General features: G+C 58.2%; 17 protein-coding genes and 2 pseudogenes. 8 read left to right on the forward strand and 11 right to left on the reverse strand.

The genetic code is table 11. The features are described from left to right. Positions 1-26: 26 nt before the first annotated feature. From NKH33_RS18385 to NKH33_RS18400, 4 genes are all read right to left on the reverse strand, one after another. Complete coding sequence (locus NKH33_RS18385; protein ID WP_023680065.1) at positions 27-1229, reverse strand: PAN domain-containing protein; 1203 nt, start codon at positions 1227-1229, stop codon at positions 27-29. Continuing rightward, entirely contained in the window at positions 1213-2799 is a 1587-nt protein-coding gene (locus NKH33_RS18390; protein WP_352797376.1) for a hypothetical protein, read from the reverse strand. The genes NKH33_RS18385 and NKH33_RS18390 overlap by 17 nt, the downstream gene beginning before the upstream one ends. A 236-nt stretch (positions 2800-3035) precedes the next feature. Next, positions 3036-3734 (reverse strand): thermonuclease family protein, encoded by a 699-nt coding sequence (locus NKH33_RS18395; RefSeq protein ID WP_352810641.1) that lies wholly within the window; start codon positions 3732-3734, stop codon positions 3036-3038. A gap of 123 nt (positions 3735-3857) precedes the next feature. Continuing rightward, complete coding sequence (locus tag NKH33_RS18400; protein WP_352517225.1) at positions 3858-4130, reverse strand: hypothetical protein; 273 nt, start codon at positions 4128-4130, stop codon at positions 3858-3860. 922 nt (positions 4131-5052) lie between these two features. On the opposite strand from NKH33_RS18400, the pseudogene NKH33_RS18405 reads away from it, so the two are divergent. Further along, a pseudogene (locus tag NKH33_RS18405) lies at positions 5053-5331 on the forward strand (integrase core domain-containing protein); the annotation flags it as partial. Between the two features lie 124 nt (positions 5332-5455). Here the strand turns inward: NKH33_RS18405 and gmd are convergent. The 3 genes and pseudogenes from gmd to NKH33_RS18420 form a co-directional block, all read right to left on the reverse strand. Continuing rightward, the gene (gmd, locus tag NKH33_RS18410) at positions 5456-6526 is read right to left on the reverse strand and encodes a GDP-mannose 4,6-dehydratase (RefSeq protein ID WP_352479096.1); all 1071 of its coding nucleotides are present in this window, start codon (positions 6524-6526) and stop codon (positions 5456-5458) included. Positions 6527-6657: 131 nt separating this feature from the next. After that, positions 6658-6974: pseudogene (locus NKH33_RS18415) on the reverse strand (nodulation factor ABC transporter ATP-binding protein NodI); the annotation flags it as partial. Positions 6975-7341: 367 nt separating this feature from the next. Beyond that, positions 7342-7815, reverse strand: coding sequence for a hypothetical protein (locus NKH33_RS18420; RefSeq protein WP_352517224.1), 474 nt, complete (start codon positions 7813-7815; stop codon positions 7342-7344). A 246-nt stretch (positions 7816-8061) separates the two neighbouring features. Here NKH33_RS18420 and NKH33_RS18425 point away from each other — a divergent pair, with 246 nt between their 5' ends. The 6 genes from NKH33_RS18425 (at position 8062) to NKH33_RS18450 (ending at position 15112) form a co-directional block, all read left to right on the forward strand. Continuing rightward, entirely contained in the window at positions 8062-8217 is a 156-nt protein-coding gene (locus NKH33_RS18425) for a hypothetical protein (protein ID WP_352483792.1), read from the forward strand. 393 nt (positions 8218-8610) lie between these two features. Beyond that, positions 8611-9600, forward strand: coding sequence for a nodulation protein NodZ (locus NKH33_RS18430; RefSeq protein ID WP_352691383.1), 990 nt, complete (start codon positions 8611-8613; stop codon positions 9598-9600). Between the two features lie 242 nt (positions 9601-9842). Beyond that, entirely contained in the window at positions 9843-11258 is a 1416-nt protein-coding gene (locus NKH33_RS18435; protein ID WP_352790442.1) for a mannose-1-phosphate guanylyltransferase/mannose-6-phosphate isomerase, read from the forward strand. 659 nt (positions 11259-11917) lie between these two features. Further along, on the forward strand, positions 11918-12211 hold the full coding sequence (locus NKH33_RS18440; protein WP_352920904.1) for a DUF4917 family protein: 294 nt from the start codon (positions 11918-11920) through the stop codon (positions 12209-12211). Between the two features lie 237 nt (positions 12212-12448). After that, positions 12449-12907 carry a (2Fe-2S)-binding protein gene (locus NKH33_RS18445; protein WP_352467057.1) on the forward strand — a complete coding sequence of 153 codons (459 nt, stop codon included), beginning with the start codon at positions 12449-12451 and terminating at the stop codon, positions 12905-12907. Positions 12908-12910: 3 nt separating this feature from the next. Beyond that, entirely contained in the window at positions 12911-15112 is a 2202-nt protein-coding gene (locus NKH33_RS18450) for a xanthine dehydrogenase family protein molybdopterin-binding subunit (RefSeq protein ID WP_352920906.1), read from the forward strand. A gap of 708 nt (positions 15113-15820) precedes the next feature. Here NKH33_RS18450 and NKH33_RS18455 read toward each other — a convergent pair. The 4 genes from NKH33_RS18455 to NKH33_RS18470 all read right to left on the reverse strand — a co-directional run bounded on the left by NKH33_RS18455 (position 15821) and on the right by NKH33_RS18470 (position 18620). Next, entirely contained in the window at positions 15821-17011 is a 1191-nt protein-coding gene (locus tag NKH33_RS18455) for a tyrosine-type recombinase/integrase (RefSeq protein ID WP_352541476.1), read from the reverse strand. Continuing rightward, positions 17011-17256: a helix-turn-helix domain-containing protein gene (locus NKH33_RS18460; RefSeq protein WP_352541475.1), complete on the reverse strand. Its 246-nt coding sequence runs from the start codon at positions 17254-17256 to the stop codon at positions 17011-17013. Before NKH33_RS18460 ends, NKH33_RS18455 begins: the two co-directional genes overlap by 1 nt. 64 nt (positions 17257-17320) lie before the next feature. Further along, a complete protein-coding gene (locus NKH33_RS18465) occupies positions 17321-17569 on the reverse strand; it encodes a helix-turn-helix transcriptional regulator (protein WP_352816193.1) in 249 nt (82 codons plus the stop codon). A gap of 523 nt (positions 17570-18092) precedes the next feature. Then, positions 18093-18620, reverse strand: a complete 528-nt coding sequence (locus NKH33_RS18470) for a DUF5996 family protein (protein WP_352920909.1) — start codon at positions 18618-18620, stop codon at positions 18093-18095. A gap of 27 nt (positions 18621-18647) precedes the next feature. On the opposite strand from NKH33_RS18470, the gene NKH33_RS18475 reads away from it, so the two are divergent. Continuing rightward, entirely contained in the window at positions 18648-19523 is an 876-nt protein-coding gene (locus NKH33_RS18475) for a MurR/RpiR family transcriptional regulator (RefSeq protein WP_352449995.1), read from the forward strand. Positions 19524-19554: the final 31 nt, after the last annotated feature.

Raw genomic sequence — 19554 nt, forward strand, 5'->3', positions numbered from 1 at the left:
TTGAGGATAGGTTCTTCGCTTCAACTTTAGTTGGCGACGCTCTTGATGCCAGATGCGACCGCTGCGTTATCAGCGGATTGGGTTATGCTGTTGAAAAGGACACACGCACTTTCTTTTTTGCGGAAATTGAACCCTAAGCAGGATTTGTCGTTTGCACATTGCAGTATGCAGTCTGGATATCGGAGCGGAGAGGTCCAATAGGCGTTGCCAGAAATTTCCGTTTTTGTGGCGAACACCAAATTCGAGTAGCGCAAATTGCTCTCGACCACTTTTTTTGCGGCCATGATCGACTCTTCGCTTTTGACCAGTAGCGATGCGTCCCCTTTCATGAAACAAGCTCGAAATTTTGTGTTATAAGTAACCGCTAGACACCTGAAGTCGGTGTCGCAGGCGGTTTGACACTGCTCAGAACTCACGTTCCTAATTGGCATATCCGGCAGGTCGTTTCCGATCGCGTCCCACCCGGACACGACAACAAATCCACTATCTGGATCGACCTCTGTCGCAGGAGTTTCTGCGGGGACAGTTGCGGCCTGCTCTCGTGACGAGTCAGGAATGATGTCTGAAGACGCAAATGTGCGACCATCCAGCCACGCGCATCTTGTTGCAAGATCGACGGCGGATGAATCATTAAGGCCGACCAACTGAAGCGTCTGAGCAGCAGCGCCAGGCCCGGCTGGTGGCGCTGTCGGGGCAGAACGAGCTGCCAATGATACATTTACGTCTACGCCGTTCACACTCCGCCGAGAGTAACACCACGCTCGGTCCCAGGTTTGGTCGTTCTCATCCTTGAAGTGGTGACCTGTGATTAACTCCCAAGTGGTGCCTTGGAACTCGACGTTCTTGGTGGCGAACTTGTTGAAGTCGACGGTCACCACGTCAGGCTTGGTAGGGACGTCAGCCTGAGGCGCCTGCTCCTGAGTTGGCTTTGGAGTTGGAACAGGAATAGGCGGCTCATCTTTTGGGGAGGTGAGATCGCTTGGCTGCTCTATGGTCGGCAAAGCCGCCGGCTCCGGCAAGGTTTTGTCCCATAGACCAAGATTGATGCCTAGCCCAATCCCGACCGCCGCCACTGCAATGGCTCCGCCAGTCGCCATTCGGCGAAAGGCGGTCGCCCGGGCTGTCTTCTCTTGGGCCGCGGCTTGAGCCTGCAAGGTTGGAATCGCTGACCTTTTGACGGCGAGATCGACGGCTTGCTCGAGCAGGGTGGTGTTATGCCGGACGAGCACTTTTGCGACCCTTCATTGATACCGTCACGAGGTCTGAGACCTCAGGCGGCAAATCCTGGTCGAGGGCCTTGCGAAGGACTTCGGGATCATCGGTGAAGAGCGGAACATAGAGGATCTCTTTGACCACCTTTTCCACAGGCACCTCAACCCGCTTCTCAACCTCTTTCTCGACCATAACTTCGACTGGTACCTTAATCGTTCGAATTCGGCGCCACCGCCAACTCAGAAGCATTCTGCGGAGCAGCCTGGAAGTCTTGCTGTCTGAATTGTCCTCTTCTCGGGCGGCAATGCGCTGGAGCGCTAGAGCGACCATTGCCGTAATTGGTCCCGCGAGCGCGGCAATGAGCGCGAGCGAGCCGAACCAAATCACAGAGATTATTCCGGCCTGTGCCTCAGTCACCAGTTCAGGTTTGCTGCCGTACCACCGTGAGGCAATACGGCGGACCTGATCTGTCCGCGCCATTGGGATCCGCTCCTTGGCCAAGGCGCTGAGGGCTTTGGCAATCTGGTCCTGTCTGACCTGGTTTTGCGCCGAGGTGTTTGCCTTGTTGGCTTCTGCCGCCTGGGCATCTGCGAGCCGTTTGCCCGCTTCATCCAATCGACGCTGCCAAGCCGCGGCATCACTATCGCGCGTTTGCTCCAGAGACGAACGCCTATCGACAAGCTTCTGCCTCTGGTCAGTAGTCATAGGAGGGCTATTTGCCCGCAAACGATCGAAATTTTCGCGCAGCGCAGCAATCTCTTGATCGAGCGGGTCAATCTGAGTGTCGAACTTGGTGATAATTTTCGTGCGGGGGTTGGCAAGTTTAGCCACTTCCGATTCTAGCCTGCGTGCCGAGTCGCTGTCCCCTGAATCGCGCGCCATCTTGATACGTTCAACAAAGCTGTCGCGTTGGCGCTCAAACTGATCGACAGCCTCTTTAACTTCGCGATCACGCTGTTGAATCAGCGCCGATCGAACCGCGTTTTTCTCCTCCACTTGATCGCGAACACGCGAGGCTTCTGGGGTAAGGGCTGTCGTTCCCTCCAATTCCGCATTGGCCTCGGCAATTTGCGACTGAAAGGTCGCACGCGATTTTTCCGCAAGAGAAGTCAGCTGCTCAATTTCGGAACGGGCTTGATCGACCTGATCGGCTCTTCGACCAAGTTCGTCAGCAGAGGCGAGCTTTGTCGCTTCCTGCTCAAGGGCATCAATCTTGTTTACGAGCTCCTCATAACGCAGCTGACGCAATGCGCCTGCCCTCTCCATCCCCATAAAGACAGTTTCGAAAGTGATGCCTGCAAGAACCAGGAGGAAGACCAAGATTATGGGCTTCCAGAGCCAAGACGCGCTGAAAAGCAGTGTAGCTATCGGTATCTTGGTGAGCTCCGCGATTGCCACCATGAGAAAGGGTGCACTGGCGAGCGTCAAATCCATTGCAGTGACAGACTCGCTTGCAGAAAACGCTTGTACGCCTAATGCTACACCTGTCGTAAGACCAATCGCTGCGGCCGCAATCTCTAGGGCCCAGGCACCACGGTAGGTCCACTGGCCATAGCTTGCCAGCTTTTGACTCATCACAGTCTGCATTTTACTCGCCCCCCCGACAGGGCGACATCACGCCTTGATCGCCTGGCAGCATACACTTAACGGTTTTGAAAGTCTTAGTTAAGGCGTCTTCTCTCTATTGTCGCAACAACTTTTTCTGCCCTTCAGATATAGAATACCTCGTCAAAAAATGGGGTTAGCAGACCGCGCCGCCCATGCATGGTCTTCGTTAGATCGGTGTAAGCGGAAAGCCGAACAGGCCGTAGCGCGCATTTCAGCTAGCAGAGTGTTTCGCATGGGATCCCATCCTTGTCGCGATCGAGTTTTCCGCCCCATGAGCAGTTTTGCAGGTACCAGTTGGCTTCGTCGCAGGAACCGATCTGCTTGCACGTTCTCCGCGGCTCGCAAGAATAGCCGCTCTGCGCGACCAGCTTACGGCTGATGATGCCCAGTGGGCGGCTCGACGGCGCCGCGCCGTCGGCGTGCGCAGCGCGCCATTCCCAGGGTGCCTGAAACGTCCCGGCCCACAGGCCGATCTTTGAGGCTTGGGCTTGCGCCTGCTGCCCCGCATAGGCGCCCTGGCTGTAGTGAGGCCAATCCAGCGCCTGGCCGTGCTGGACCATCCAGGCGGCCACGCCCGCGCCGTCGGCGCGCCGACAATCGCCGACAAAGCGGTGGTAGCGATCCCACGTCACGAATGTGCATTCGAGCGGCCTCGACGCGGCCAGGAAAGTGTCCAGCGCTTCGGCCGATCGCCGGCCGCAAGGATACTCGGCGCCATTCGCATCGCGGCACAGCTGTCGGCTCTCTGGCGCGTCGATGCCGTTGAAGCGGACGCGCTGGCCGTGGATTTCGATCGTATCGCCGTCAATGACGGATGCGACACCGGTAAGCAAGGCGGGCGCCGCCCTTCGTGGGCTGGCCTTTGATGCATCGTCGCTGCGTTGCGCGCCCGACGGCGCCAGGAAGGCAGCCACTGCCGCCGCTGCCGTAAGACTGAGCATTGCCGGCACGCTCGCAAGTTGGCGCCGCCACAGCTTGGCACCGGTGGGTCTCTGCCACCGATTGGATCGATATTTGCGGTATGGCCTGCTCATCCGCTACGCCGACCAGCCCGGCCATGCGCTGTCGACCATGGGCAGGCCGGCGCAATAGTAATCGTCAACGAACCGCCCGGTGGACCGGTCGCGGCAGCGCCAGATAACGCTGTAGTTCTGGCCATAGAATTGGTCCCACGCGACGCCATAGATTTGTGGTGGCGGTGGCCGGTAATATGTTCCGCCTCCATAGCCGTTGTTGGCAGCGACACCCACAGCTGCGCCGCCGACAGCGGCGACCGCTATTCCTGTCGCGACAGCATTGTCGGTTTTCACAAGCCTGGTGCACTTCTCTGCTGTTGCGCGCCTGCGCACTAGAAGGGCCGCTACCCGACTACGATACTGTTCGTCCGTGCTGCTGGCGAGAACGTGACATAGCGCAACGGTATTCATTGCCGTGAGATCGCTGTCCGACACGACAGTGCTCGTAGAGCAGCCGCTGACGCACAGGGCTGCACTTGCGATGAGTGCTCCAATTTTCATGTGAATTCCCCCAAACAAATATTGGGGCGAGTCCGACCTAGAAGTCCAGAGTTTTGTTTTTCACATTGCTACGATTCACAGCATGCTGCGGCTAGCTGGCATCCACTGCAACCAACTCTTCCGCCGGTCGTTGACTGATGCTGGGTGATCTCAGCCACTCCAGAACTTGCCCGCTGGCTCAAAACCGGCGGGCTTTTTTTCCGCGACGCCGGAAGGCTCTATCTCGCCGCATGTTGTGGTACATCGGCACGCCGTCATCGGGCCGTGCCGTTGACCAAGGTGGTCCCTCCGCCATGGTCGGCCGGCGCAGCCTTGACCGTCCGCGCGGGCCATCCCAATCAAGCCCGCTGGCTTCGGTCGGCGGCTTTTTATTTGATCCCCGGCGCCGTCGGCTTGGATCTAGATCCTCGCCAGTGCCGGATTTGAAGGTAAGCTGCGGCGGTATGATCGCACTTCGCGCGGGACGGACCATTGGTGTGCAGCAAGAGCGCCGAGTTCATTCGGCCAAGATTCTGCACTAGGCCGAGGTAGGTGAAGGCAGATAGCTATCCCGTAATCGCTGAGATATTGGAGATAATGTTCCCCCATGGAGGTGTGTACCAGTATTATAAGTTTCCAAACTTCATGTACGAACGCCGTGGACGAGCTGCTGTGTGCGCTTGCCGTAAATCGCTTCCGCGAGTTCACAGTCGGAGGTTGGCTAGGACCCTAACGCGAGAGCTTCAACGGCCCCCTTCGCGATGAACTCCTCAACGAGACGCGGTTCACGTCCCTGGCCCAGGCCCGCGCGAGGCTCAATGTATGGCGCGCCGATTACAACGGCGCGCGTCCGCACTCGCACATCGGATGGCAGACACCCAACGAATGTGCATCGACCTTCAACCCGCGACGGTCGCTCGCGCTGCGCAACGTGAAACGCTCCGCGCCAGCACCCGTCGCGTCCACTGGCCATCAGGGCAAATCCACCCGCGGAAACGAACTCAAGACTGGATAAAATTTGGGGGAAACGTCAGGGCGGCCATAACTTTGCAGTCTTCAGACGCGAGGCGGCCTACAACAGCGCTGCCCACCATGCTTGTGGCCCGCGACCCACACGGCTTTTCCCTTCAGATCGTACATTATGCTTCCTTCATGATTACCGATGTCTGCATGACCTTGAGGTCTTCCCGCACCATTTCCGCGGCGAGCTCGCGCACGGATGTCTCATGCACCCAGCCGAGCTTCTCCTTCGCCTTGGTGGCATCGCCCAGGAGAAGATCGACTTCCGTGGGGCGGAAGTAGCGTGGGTCTACCTGGACTAGGCATCTGCCGGTCTCGACATCATAGCCCTTTTCGTCGACTCCCTCACCACGCCATTCGAGCTCGACGCCGACATCTTTGAAAACCCATTCGACGAATTGGCGGACAGGGGTCGTCTTGCCCGTCGCCAGCACGTAATCATCCGGTTGATCCTGCTGCATCATCATCCACATACCACGCACGTACTCACGCGCATGGCCCCAATCGCGTTGAGCATCGAGATTGCCGAGATAAAGCTTGTCCTGCTTGCCGAGGTAGATAGCAGCGGCGGCGCGGGTGATCTTGCGCGTCACAAAAGTTTCGCCGCGCAGTGGGCTTTCATGATTGAAGAGAATGCCGTTGGAAGCATGGATACCATAGGCCTCGCGATAGTTGACCACGATCCAGTAGGCGTAGAGCTTGGCGGCGGCGTAAGGGCTGCGCGGATAAAAGGGCGTTGTTTCGTTCTGCGGTACGGATTGCACGAGGCCGTAGAGCTCTGAAGTCGAGGCCTGATAGAAGCGGGTCTTGTCCTTCAGACCGAGAAGGCGGATCGCCTCAAGAAGTCGCAATGTTCCGATACCGTCGGCGTTTGCTGTGTATTCCGGCGTTTCGAACGACACCTGGACATGGCTCTGAGCGGCCAAGTTGTAAATCTCGTCTGGCTGGGATTCCTGAACTACTCGGATGAGATTAGTCGCATCAGTGAGGTCACCGTAATGCAAAATTAGGCGCGGATCGGGATCGTGCGGGTCTTGGTAGATGTCTTCGATGCGACCCGTGTTGAAGGAAGAGGAACGTCGCTTAATCCCATGAACGACGTAGCCTTTTTCCAGCAGAAGACGCGTGAGATAGGCACCATCCTGTCCCGTTATGCCCGTAACCAGAGCAACTTTCCTGTTCTCGCCCATTTTCTTCCTGCTCTATGGTAGTTGAAGTTTCGAATCTGGCTCGCCACACCGGCGGCCCGCCTCATACCCTATGGTAGGATTTCGACAGATGCGGCGCGGAGCTCGTCATTGACAGTGTCAGCCAGCGAGCACACCTGCTCCTGCTTCGAGGCATAGCAAAACAGAGTCTCGCCGCTAACCTGCCTAAGTCGCACATGCGGCCTGAGTGCCGAACTCAGCTCACGGGGTGAGCGACATAGATTTCAATCACGTCGAACCCGATTTGCTCATCAATCAGCGAGTTAGGACGCCCTTCTGGGATTCTACATCCGTTCTCAAGCACGCACAGTCGGTTGCCCAGCCGCTCCGCTTCTTCCACGAAGTGGGTGGCCAGTGGAATCGTATTGCCCTGCGCCAACAGGGCACGTAGCAGTTCCCAGATAAAATGGCGAGCATGTGGGTCCAACCCACACTAGAACTCCACCATCCCTCTTTTGCGCTGACCAAGTAATCTTTGTCTGCTTCAGCGTCTTCTAATGGAAATTGTTTTGATCAGTGAAATCGATTGTTTGGATGAGGTGCATCCATAAAATGGATTGTTTGACAGGGCAGCGCGGCACCATCGGCGGCACAAAGTCGTGGGCGCGAGGTTTCGCTCCGCGCGAAGACAAAGTTCGTGGCAGTCGGGGGCTTGGGCGAACCGCACATCTGAGACGGCGGCGAAAAGCCGGGTAGGGCATTACGTATTGACCTCCAAGGAATTTCGGGCGCGCTAGCCCGAAAACGGTGGCTGGGCTTCAACGATGGGCGGGACGAGGCGACCATCAAACTGTGATTCATACTGTAGGCGATCGCAGTGCGGCGAATTTGAACGGCCGCCTTTGCCAGCCCTCGCCATCGCATCCGGCTACAGGTGCCGAAGATCTTCTCCATCCGAGTACAAATTCTGTGGATCGGTTGGTTCCAGGCGTCGAGCTTTCGGCCTCGTCGCGCCCCCACATAGCGGTTGCGACGATGCGCGGCCTTCCACCCTTGGCGCGCACCGCGTCGCCGAGATGATTGCCTCGGTAGGCGCTGTCGGCAAACACTTCGCCGGGATTGTCGGGCAGAGCATCAGGAACGGCGTTGCCGTCCTCGGTGTGGGCGCCGTGGGCGATCTCCTCGACAAGGGCCGTATCGGCGTAGGCACCGAAATGGGCTTTGAAGCAATGAAACGCTGGTCGGCGCTTGTACTTGACCCAATGGCCCTCTTCATCGTCTTCGCTGGCCGAGGCGATGATCGCCGCATCGACAGGCGTGCCGATCTTCACCTGGATCGCTGAACTGGCGGGTGATCTCGGCGAACAACAGGGTCATGAACCTCAGGGCCTGTCGAAAACGGACGAGAGCGGGTTCGCACAGGTGTCCGCTCTGACACCGAGAACCCGCAGAACCGTCGGAACGATCCTCCACATGGCTGCAGACGCCAAAATTCCTCTCCCGGCCATCGTCGCACAGCATCGCGTGCCAGTCGCTCAGTCCAGCCGGCTCGAAAGCTATCCGGCAGGAGTTGCGCCATGTTGGCGCACTTGAAAGCGTCAGAGGGCGCCGTGTCGCATCTTTCGATGGGACCGGACGCCATGATGGCCATAAATGACGTGGATGGCCTGCGCCTGACATTCGACGGCTGGCGGGTCCTGCACATCCGTCCTTCAGGAAACGCCCGCAAATGAGATGTTACGTTGAGGCAGTTAAGAATTGGACTTGAAAAAGGGACTTTGTGGACTGCCTCGACCGGCTGTTTCGCTTAGCAAAGCGCGGCCCCACGTCAGCAGAGGCTCATGGTCAAGGAACGCCTTAGTATCCATCACATGGATGGGCCACATTCACGCAATCAATTTTACACATGTCGCCGGGCGCATTAGAGAACGCTGAATTTAAACCGGAAGCGAGTGTACCCGGCGTCAAGATTTGCGAGCGTCACAGAGATAAGGATAGGCAGTGCTGAGGAGCTCTTCTGCCCCACGCGCAGCCTCTACCAAATCGCCCGGCGTAACGGTCGACTAGTATCGATTAAGAGATCCCAAGTCAGATGCAACCTCGTCTCTGAAACGAGATTTCCGAAAATGCAGGTCAGTGGATTGGTAAAGCGCAGGTTCGTCGTCTCTCAGAGGCGTACGGGGTTCGGTGATTGTCTGTGGTCGCTGGCGGCCGCTTGGCGCTACGCTCAGCGGTCGGGACGAACGCTAGCCGTCGACTGGCGCGGGTCCTGCTATCTCGACCAACCCTTCACAAATGCCTTTCCGGTGTTCTTCCAACCGATCAATGACATCGCTGGCGTACCGGCTATTTGCGACGACCGGATCAACGACTTTTCCTTCCCGGGTCCATTCTTCCCGGAGTGGTGGAATAGGCCAGCGATCGACTGCCTTTACCGCCCAGATGAGCAGATTTTCCAAGAGCGCGACGAGTTGGGCGAGCTCTTTCAGGCCGAACAGGATGTCGAAGCGAACACAGTAGTGTGTGACGCTTGCTTGATGTGGCGCTGCGATGAGGATGCCGAGCGGCAGGTCTTCCAGAGTGTCAAGCCTCGGTCTGAAATTCAAACACGCATAGATGCCATTTACCAAGAATGTTTTGAGGGGCACAGCATCATCGGGGTTCATGTTCGACATGGTAACGGTGAAGACATCATGGAGCATGCGCCCTACTGGGCCGATCCGGAGTTCGCCGTTCGACAAGTGTGCAGTGCGGTTGATAAGGCTAAAGCGTTACCGCACCCCAAGCCTGTGCGGCTGTTCTTGTGCACGGACAGCGCGCAGATCCTGGATCACCTGTCGGCCAGGTTTCCCGATCTTCTCACCGTCCCCAAGCATTTCCGATCCGATCAAGATGGCCCCTTACACACTGCAGCACTTGGGATTGACGGCGGAATTTCCGCCCTCGTTGAGATGTATCTTCTCGGGCGCTGCGATACTGTAATTCGGTTTCCTCCGACGAGCGCCTTTACACGATATGCACGCCTTTTCGCACCACGCGTAATTGAGTTCGATCTGAAGGAGCCAAGTCGTTTGATTTTGATAGAGGACAGCCAAAGAATCTCTGGTCTCAGTTAAGACCCGCCACCTGCACAATTCGGCGGATGCAACCAACAGGCATAGTTGAATGTCCATTTCTCATCGCAGCCATGGAAGCGTCGTACGATACCGATAGCGTCGTCATCTGAGGCCGTTCGGCAACGCGCCAGAACTTCGCTGTTACTCGGAGGCCGCAGACCAAGCCAGAGCGACGGCGATCGTGACGCTAACGCTCGAAAGGGCGCGGGCAATCACTCCAGAGACGAAATCGAGGTTGTTTAATGAAAGTGGTTCCCGTCATCATCAGCGGTGGAGCCGGATCGCGGCTATGGCCCGCTTCGAGGCAATCGCACCCCAAACCTTTCCTTAAAGTAGCAGATGGACATTCTCTCTTTCAGCACACTGTGCTGCGCGTCGGTTCGATAAAGGGCGTAGTGGAACTCGTCGCCGTGACATCTGGGGAACACCTCTTCCTTACCAAGGACGAGTTCGACGAACTAGATTCCGTGGTCCTGCCACGCACCTTTCTGCTCGAGCCTGAAGGCCGGGATACGGCCGCAGCCGTTGCGGCAGCCGCCATCCATGCCAAGGCAACGCAAGGCCCTGACGCGATTCTATGCGTCTTCCCAGCCGATCACATGGTTGGCAACCTGCCTGCATTTTTAGACGTCATGTGCCGGGCCATCGAACATGCGAAGCTCGGGCGGATCGCCACATTGGGCATCACCCCAACCAGACCGGACACGGCATTCGGCTATATCGAAGCGGATGGTGAGAAAGTCGTCCGTTTCGTTGAAAAACCGGATCTGGACACAGCCAAAGCCTATGTCGCGTCCAAGCGCTTCTTCTGGAACGCCGGCATTTTCTGCTTTAGCGCACAAACCATGCTCGACGAGATGGCATCGCATTGCCCCGCGGTGATCCAGGCCGTCTCCGACAGCTACGAGAACGGCCGCTTCAGTCAAGGCGAAGGCTTTGCCAAAATCGAACTCGCGCCTGAGCATTTCGGCTCCGCCCCGCGAATCTCGCTCGACCACGCTGTCATGGAGAAGACGAACAAACTTGCCGTGGTTGCCTGCGACATGGATTGGAACGACATCGGATCCTGGAACGCAATGGCCGATTTGATCGCCCCCGACCAAAGCGGGAACAGGATACGCGGCGATGTGCATATGGTCGACACGACCGGCAGCTATGTGAGCTCCGACAAGCGCGTCATCGGCACGGTCGGTGTCAGCGATCTGGTGATCGTCGATTCCCCGGACGCTTTGCTCGTCGCATCCCGCGACCGCGTTCAGGACGTCAAGAAGCTGTTCGAGGGCCTCAAGGCTTCAGGACATGAAGCTCACCTGGTCCACAGCACGGTACACCGGCCGTGGGGTACCTACACGGTTCTCGAGGAAGGCGAGCGCTTCAAGATCAAACGCATCGAGGTGAAGCCCGGTCGGCGGCTGAGCCTGCAGATGCACTATCATCGTTCGGAGCACTGGGTCGTGGTCAGCGGCTCCGCGAAAATCGTCAATGGCGAGCAGGAGCTGTTCCTGGCGACAAACGAATCAGCCTACATCCCCTGCGGCCATAAGCATCGGCTGGAGAACCCAGGCAGAATTGACCTGGTGATCATTGAAGTGCAGAGCGGCGATTATCTCGGCGAGGATGATATCGTTCGCTTCGACGACGTATATGGTCGAACGTAGATTTCACCCGCGTGACGAGAACGGTCAACGTGTCGCTGACTAATTACCACTAGGAGCCCGTCTGCCCACTCAGGACCGGATGCTTGTGGAATCGGGAATTGACCAAGGCAGCGGCGAATGACCGCAATCGGCATCAGGGGTGGGACAAATCAACCGGAAAAGACCGGAGAGCATAGTAACGCAACACAGTCCCACTGTCGAATAGCCTTTGATATTTCTGACTTTCCAAGCACCCTCAGGGCCCACCAAAATTATATCAATGGCTTATGGCCGACTTCGCTCTGAAGTGGGCCAAATCGAGCTCGCATTCCCGCAGCACTCAGTTTGATTGTTTTCGTTGAAAACGAGCAAGGACAGGGGGAGGGCGATCTTGTGCTGGCTTCTATGTGTCCAATCTTGCTCCTGTTCGTCGTGTGCAGCCACATAGCGCGGCTATCGCGAGGCTGGAAGGCCTCCGATCGATAGGTGCGGCGAACGGCGGCAACGAGGTGCGAATAGGATGGCTGAGCGTATGATCGAGAATACCGCAGCTGCGGTCTAGCGCGAAATGCAGCGTCTGTGACTCATGGGTCATTGCAGCGCGATGAACCGGAAATCATGACCCTAAGCCGCCCTTCATCAGCCCACCAGCGCCCAGAAGAAGGCGAAGATCCGTCACAATGCCTACCTGTACCAAGGCTTCAAGCAGTTCAAAGACCGCCAGCCATTGCTTCTTCATTTTCGGCCATTCGCTCGCTACGAATGACGACCACATCCTTAACCGCATAGCGCGTGGCAAGTTTCGCAAGCTCTGTGTTGGCATCTATGGTGAACCAGCATCCGCGGATAACCAGCGGATCATGAACCACGCGAACGAGCTAGCGGTGCAGCGCAACGAAAAATCGCCGCTTGATGTCGTCTTTTATGATGCTGCTACAGTTCATGTCTGGGGTTTCGGCTTAGAAGCGGAATGACTGCCAACCAGGTCATCGAGCCGGAAACTGACCGGCCGGTCGGCCCAAAAATGACATTCAGTTGCCTCCAGCCTTTCGACACGAGCCACTTCACGATCTCGCGATTGCCAGCTAGCGGCTTGTTGCTCGAGCTGCGCGATCCTAGTCTGTGGTCGCTATGCCTCAGCAATAAGAATCCGGTTCCTAGCCGGGCGGAGGCGCAACGAGATAGCCAGCTCAGGACAAGGAGAGCAAACCATGGTCGCTTTTACCCTCAATGGCGAGGCGCGAACACTCGACGTCGATCCAGAGATGCCGCTGCTCTGGGCGATCCGTGACGGCATCGGACTCACAGGAACGAAATTCGGTTGCGGCCTTGCCCAGTGCGGCGCTTGCACGGTTCACGTTAACGGCATGCCGACGCGCTCGTGCCAGACCGCAGTCGGCGACATCGAAGGAGCCTCGATCACCACCATTGAGGGCGTGTCGGGCAAGATCGGCGAAACGGTCCAGGCCGTGTGGGCCGAGTTCGACGTACCTCAATGCGGCTATTGCCAGTCTGGCCAGATCATGTCGGCCGTGGCCCTCCTGACAGAGACGCCGAAGCCGACGGACGATGATATTGATTCGGCGATGAGCGGCAATCTCTGCCGCTGCGCCACCTATCATCGCATCCGCGCGGCCATCCACGAGACCGCCAACCGGCTGGAGACTTGAGGCATGTTGCAGTTTCTCCCGAAGCATAATGCCGTGGGGCCTACGCGCCGCCAGTTCCTCCTCGGCACGGCCGTCACCACCGCGGGCCTCGCCGTGGGCTACCGGCTAATGATGGCCGCGCCCACCAACGCACAAACGACGCCTGCAACGGTCCAGGCGAACCCCTTCCAGACCTATGTCGAGATCACACCGGAGAACCGAATCGTCGTCCACTCGTCGCAGTTCGAGATGGGACAAGGCTCCTATTTCGGCATCGCCACCCTGGTTATGGAAGAGCTCGACGGCGCCTGGGCGCAGGTCCACGTGGTCGGCGGATATGGCAATACCGCGCTCTACGGCAATCTCGCCTGGGGAGGGGCCGCGCAGGGAACCGGTGGCTCCACGTCGATGAGCTCGTCGTGGGAGCGCTACCGCGAGGCGGGTGCTGCCGCACGGGCCATGCTGGTGGCGGCCGCGGCGCAGCGGTGGGACGTGCCAGCCGGCGAGATCACAGTCGCTTCCGGGGTCGTGTCGCACGCCTCAGGGATGCAGGCGCGCTTCGGTGACCTGGCTGAAGCCGCAGCGGGAATGCCGGTTCCCGACGACGTGCCGCTAAAGCCGCGCGACAAGTGGGCCCAGATCGGATCGGACAGCCTCAAGCGCTACGATTCCGCCGGCAAGACCAATGGCGCGCAGACCTACACGATCGACCTCAAGATGGATGGACTCAATACGGCCGTTATGATCCATCCGCCGAAATTCGGCGCTGAGATCGAGAGCTTCGACGCCTCCAAGGCCAAGGCACTCGACGGCATTGTCGATGTCGTCCAGACGCCGCGCGGCATTGCCGTGGTCGGCAGGGACATGTGGACGGCGCTCAAGGGCCGCGATCTCGTGGAGGTGACCTGGAACGAAGACAAGGCCGAAAGGCGCGGCACGGCCGAGATCATGGCCGAATACACTAAGGCAGCAGACGATCCGGGCGCGGCCACCGCGCGCGACGACGGTGACACTCCCGCAGCGTTGGCCAGTGCTGAGAAAGTCATCCAAGGGCACTACGAATTCCCCTATCTTGTCCATGCTTCGATCGAGCCACTCAACGCGGCCGCCCGAATCAACGAAGACGGCACCATCGACGTCTGGGGCGGACACCAGATGCCCGATCTTTATCAAGCGGCTGCCGCTCAAGTAGGCGGCACCACGCCGGACAAGGTGAGGCTGCACGTGATGAAGACCGGCGGCAGCTTCGGCCGCCGAGCGGTCTCGGACGCAGATCTCATTATCGAAGCTGTTTCCACAGCGCGTGCACTGGGACCCGGCAAGCCAGTGAAGGTGCAGTGGACCCGCGAGAACGACATGCGGGGTGGGCGGTACCGGCCGGTCTATGTGCACGCAGTCAAGGCGGGGCTCGACAAGGAAGGCAATGTCGTCGCTCTCCATGACCACATCGTGGGCCAATCGATCGCGGGCGGTTCGCCCTTTGCGGCGATGATCGAGAACGGCATCGATCCGACCTCCGTGGAGGGCGCCACCAACCTGCCCTATGCGATCCCGAACCTGAAGGTCGAGCTGACCACGACGGACGTGAACATCCCAGTGCTGTGGTGGCGTTCGGTAGGCTCCACCCACACCGCTTACGCAATGGAAACCCTGATTGATGAGCTCGCCGCCGCTGCGAACCGTGATCCGGTCGATTTCCGCTTGTCGATGCTCGGTCACCATCCACGGCATGCCGGCGTGCTGAAATTGGCTGCTGAGAAGGCAGGCTGGGACAAGCCTCTGCCGGAAGGCCGTTTCCGCGGCGTGGCCCTGCATGAAAGCCTCTCGACCTATGTCGCCGAGGTGGTGGAGATCACCTTCAACGATGCAAATGATTTCAAAGTCGACCGCGTCGTCTGCGGGGTAGATTGCGGCACCGCGATAAATCCTGACCAGATCCGCGCTCAGATGGAGGGCGGTATCGGCTTCGGGCTAGGCGCGATCCTCGAGGAGGAGCTGACCCTGACGGGCGGTGTCATAGACCAAGAGAACTACGACACCTATACGCCGCTCAGGATCGAGCAGATGCCGCGCGTCGAGGTGCACATTGTGCCGTCCGACGAGCCGCCCACGGGCGTTGGCGAGCCCGGTGTGCCGCCGATCGGCCCGGCCGTCGCCAACGCGCTACGGGCGGCGACGGGCAAGACGATCCGCAAGCTGCCGATCATAAAGAACTTGTCAGCATAGCCGGGAATGACACCATGAAAACGGCCGCGATGAAGATCGCGGTCGTAGGTCGTTTTTGAACGCCTCCTGACAGGCGATCACCTCCATTCGATCAATTTCCGGCGGCTGCCCGGTCCAATATCCGTTTAGAGACGGTAACCCGTGTTCTGAACGACCGCAGACGGTCGTTGGTGCTGGTAGCACTGTAGAACCGCTTTCGAGACGCAAATGCCGCACGCAAATGTCTCGAAAGGGTCACGCTAGAGACTTTTGTACCACCTATTGCATGTCTGCTATCGCTTTCTGGGCGCGAGAAGCGGCCGGTCCTCTGACGGCCCCATAACAGGACATTGATGTCTTCGCGCTGAGCGTCAGCAGTTGGCTCTACCGCGACCTTTCTCAGGAAGGCTGCACACGACGCGACTTCCTTTCACCTTGCGCAAACCTCCCTTCCGAGTGAGGCGTTCAGTGCGTCGGCTTGGTGGACTGAGGCACTTCTGAGTGGGACAACAACATTGAAAAATATTGGAAAAGATTTGAATGCTCTGAAGTCCCACTGATCTCTTACCAATTGATTTTTATGGCTTTCTGAATACCCTCCGGGCCCACCAAGATCTTTGATTTTAGTGCGAAAAAGTGGCCTCGGCCCAAAACGTTTTGGGCCGATTATGGGCCCAACAAAAAAGGGCGGCCGATAAGCCGCCCTGCACCGGTCCGAATTGAAACCATTCACTTGATGACGCGAAGCGGTGTCCGCTGCTTTATGGCGTCGCGTTTCGCCTCCCGCTCGTTGATCGCGCGGGCGATATCGACGGCCATCCGCTTCTTGTTGGCTTCCCGTACGTACGCGTCCGTCACCGTCATGGAGGAATGTCCCATCGCTTCCATAATGGCGCGTGCCTGGATGTTGCATTCGGCGAGATACGTGCCGAAGGTACGCCGGAGCCCGTGCAGGGTGTAGCCCTCCGGAATGCCGGCCTGCTTGTTCCAATGTGCCATCATGCCGGTGAGGCTTTTTTCCGCAAACGGACGCCCATAGCCATTCCTCAATACCGGTCCACCTTTCGAACGGTCTAGCGGCTCCAGAGCCTGCGCCAGCTTGTCCACGACGGGGATAAACACTTCCCTGCCGCCGTGGCGGTTTCGGTTCTTTTTCTGCCGGAACTCGAAGGCCTCGATCAAAACCAGCGAGCCATCGAACAGTTCGATTTCCTCGCTGACCAGATCTTCCCATTCCAGTGTGGCGATATCGCCGCGTCTATTCCCGAGCCAGAAGCCGAGGGCATAGCAGGTGCGCGCCGCCGAGCCGACCGCATGGCGCGCCTCGAACTTTTCACGAATGGCCATCGGCCACCCGGGATTGGCCGTCGATTTGGGAATGCGAACGCGAATTGACAGCGAAGGATCGTCCTGCGGCTTGATCCACTTCTCAACGTCAATCGCCACCCAAAGGAGCTTTTTGATCGCTACCAGCAGGTGCTTTGCGACTGTCCGTCTGGTGCCAAAGACGCCTTCGATAATCGCACGCAGACGGTCGGCATCGAGATGCTCGATCGGCGTGTCGCGCCAGGTCAGCGGATAGGCGGGATCGACCTTCATCTCAAGGAAGCGTTCAATAAGCCGAGCATTCTTCTGCTGGGTCGCTTGGTCGAAGTCCAGCCATTCCATCGTCGTTTCAAGTCGGCGGGCAGCATGACCGAAAGTCTTTGGCAACGCCCGTCCAGGCAAGTCGATGATCACGGCCTTCTGACTCTGGCCTTGAGTTGCCCGTCCATAGGCGGCTTCGAACTCTGGATCACCCGGCCGGCCTGGAAGCCGAATTTCGGGCTTTCCCTTGCCGCGGTAACGATAGACGAGTTTACCGCCTTTTAGGCGCGACGAGACTCCGGGATATTTGTCATCCTTGAATGGCCGGCCCATTAAGCCCTCCTTCCAGCCTTCTGCTGTTCCAAGCGCCGGGGCACCTCGATCGTCGCCGGAGGCGAAGGGCCTTTGCTCTCCATGGCGACCCGAAGGAGCAACGGGTAAGGGAAGCCCCTGCCTTGCTCAATGCCTTCAAATGTGCGCTTGGGTATCCCAAGCACCTTGGCTGCGGCTTCGGCCGTGAATCCTGCCTTGGCGCGCCAAATTTTAACTTCTTGCGCAAGCTTTTCACGATCGTTCACGTCGCGTGTTCCGTACGAGCCCGCGACTTTATTACGCCAGCAGCGTATGCGCAAGCTGCCTATTCTATCTCCTTGCTTCCTTTTTGCTCCGCTCCAAAAGCTGTTGCAGACCGTTGTTTTTGTCGGGTAACGAGGTGAACGCGATGTCGAGCGCTACACGGTCCCAGACGGCCCGACTGTTGATGTGTTTAGGTCTCGGCATGCGCCCGTCAGCAACCATCTCTTCAAAAAGCGTCGATCCGACACCGACGTAGCGTGCGGCTTCGTCGCGAGAGAGTCCTCTCGGCGGATAGGAAATCGCGTCACTCTTCATAGACGCTGCCTCGGAGATATCGGCGCGCAAAAGCCGCAGCCGCGCGAAGCCAAAATAGGCAGTTGCTTCGGCAGCTTCGTGGCAAAGAAACAGGGCTATGTTGCCATGAGTGCAACCAGATCCGCATATCCATATCATCCCAACAGGGCGAGATCATCCTGCCATAATAGGATGTGGCTTTGTGCGGAAGCTGCCTCAATAGTTCGTTCGGCAAAAGCGAACAGCGACGTGTAAATCGGACAAATGATACTCACAGAATATTCCGCTGCAAATGTGGGGGGCCGAGTCGCTAGACCGCTACATCGCAAGACCCCCTATCGAGGAGGCGTTCTTTTGCTATCGTCGGCAAGCGGCCTGACAACAAATCGAGATCGAGCAACCACGAACTCGAAATTGCGAGTCGGGACGATGATGGACTGGACGGACTGATCCGGAAAAGATAATAAAAATCAAAGCTTAATGGGATTTAAGTTGGCGATGCAGTACCAAATGCAGTACCGCTGAAGCGCAGCCGATGATGTTTTCAGGGTCGTAGGACGGACTTGCCGTTGCGAACGTCGGCGCGACAGAGCACTTGCGGAGCCCGTGGTCGCAGAGGTTGCCCGAATGCACATTCGAGACCGGCTGAATCCCAGTCCGCGAGGTCTGCGGCGGCGCGATATGTGCTCTCCAAGAAGACTATGAGGCTTGCTTCCGGATCGGTAACTCTGCGGATCGCATAAGGCAGCAGGTATTCTCCAAGTCGTAGTGGGCGGCGTCGGCAAAGATCTTCGCCGCCGCGAAGCCTTTTGGTAGGGCGGTGGAGCGGTCGACTTTCCGGCCTTCTATTCCTAAGCCTGTCCGAAACCGCTGCTCCTCTGACGCGTCTCCTTCGCACGGACCCGTCGCAGCCCTCTTGGTGCGCGGACGCGCGATGCGCACTCTTCGGCGCTCCGATCCGTTTTTCTAGCGCGAAGCTGACCTGCGCAGTACGACCGGAAGTCACAACTTGTGGCCCCATGACAGAGTTGACAACTCTCTGCTGGTCAAAAACCTTCAAAGACGCCATCATGCAACAAGAATTGCAAGGATGTGCATCGTGGACGAGAAGGTCGAGGCTCCCAAGGACTATGAGGATCTCATCCGCGTGATACACGACCGGTATGATGGGATGAGCAAGTCGTACCAGAAGATTGCGTTGTATCTCACCCAAAATCCGAATGACGTCGCGGTGCGATCGGTGAACTCGATCGGGGAAGGCAGCGGCGTTCACGCGTCCAGCTTCGTCCGATTTGCCCAAGCATTGGGGTATGAGGGGTTCAAGGACCTGCAGAGCCTCTTCCAGAAACGATTGTCCACCGCGGCTCCTGGCTTCGAAGCCCGCGTCAAGGCGTTGGAGAAGGAACTGGGGGAGCGGACGGATCGCAGCGAGATGGGATTCATGCACGATCTGGTCGTCCGTGACATCGCGTCCCTGAAAGAGATGCTCACCGGTATTCAGCCCGAGGATCTGGCGGAAGCCGTTAGCCTGCTCGAGAAGGCCGACGTCGTCTATCTGATGGGACAACTTCGCTCGGCACCGGTCGTCGAACTCCTTCGCTATATACTGACCATGCTGGGTAAGCGCTGCGTGCTCCTGGATCCGGGCGGCGGACTGGCCACGCATATGGCCCGCGCGATGCGGAAGACGGACCTGCTGTTTGCGGTGTCGTTCCGCTTCTATGCGAACGAGGTCGTCAATGTTGTGGAAGAAGCCGCGGGGAGAGGTATACCCATCGTGGCGATCTCGGACAGCACGCTGTCTCCATTGGCCAAGAGCGCGCGCGTTCTCTTCGCCGTTCCGGAGCACGAATACACTTTCTCGCGCTCGCTGGCGGCTCCTATGTGTCTTGCCCAGGCTTTGACCGTGGCCTTGGCGGCCAGGCTTCAGAACAACGCAGTCAATCCCCGCATTCCAACGGTTACCGAGCGGTAGGGACTCCAAACCGCGAAACCTGTCGCAGCAC

Origin of the sequence: Mesorhizobium sp. M1182, from assembly GCF_040318335.1 — a bacterium.
In the GTDB taxonomy this organism is placed as follows: domain Bacteria; phylum Pseudomonadota; class Alphaproteobacteria; order Rhizobiales; family Rhizobiaceae; genus Mesorhizobium.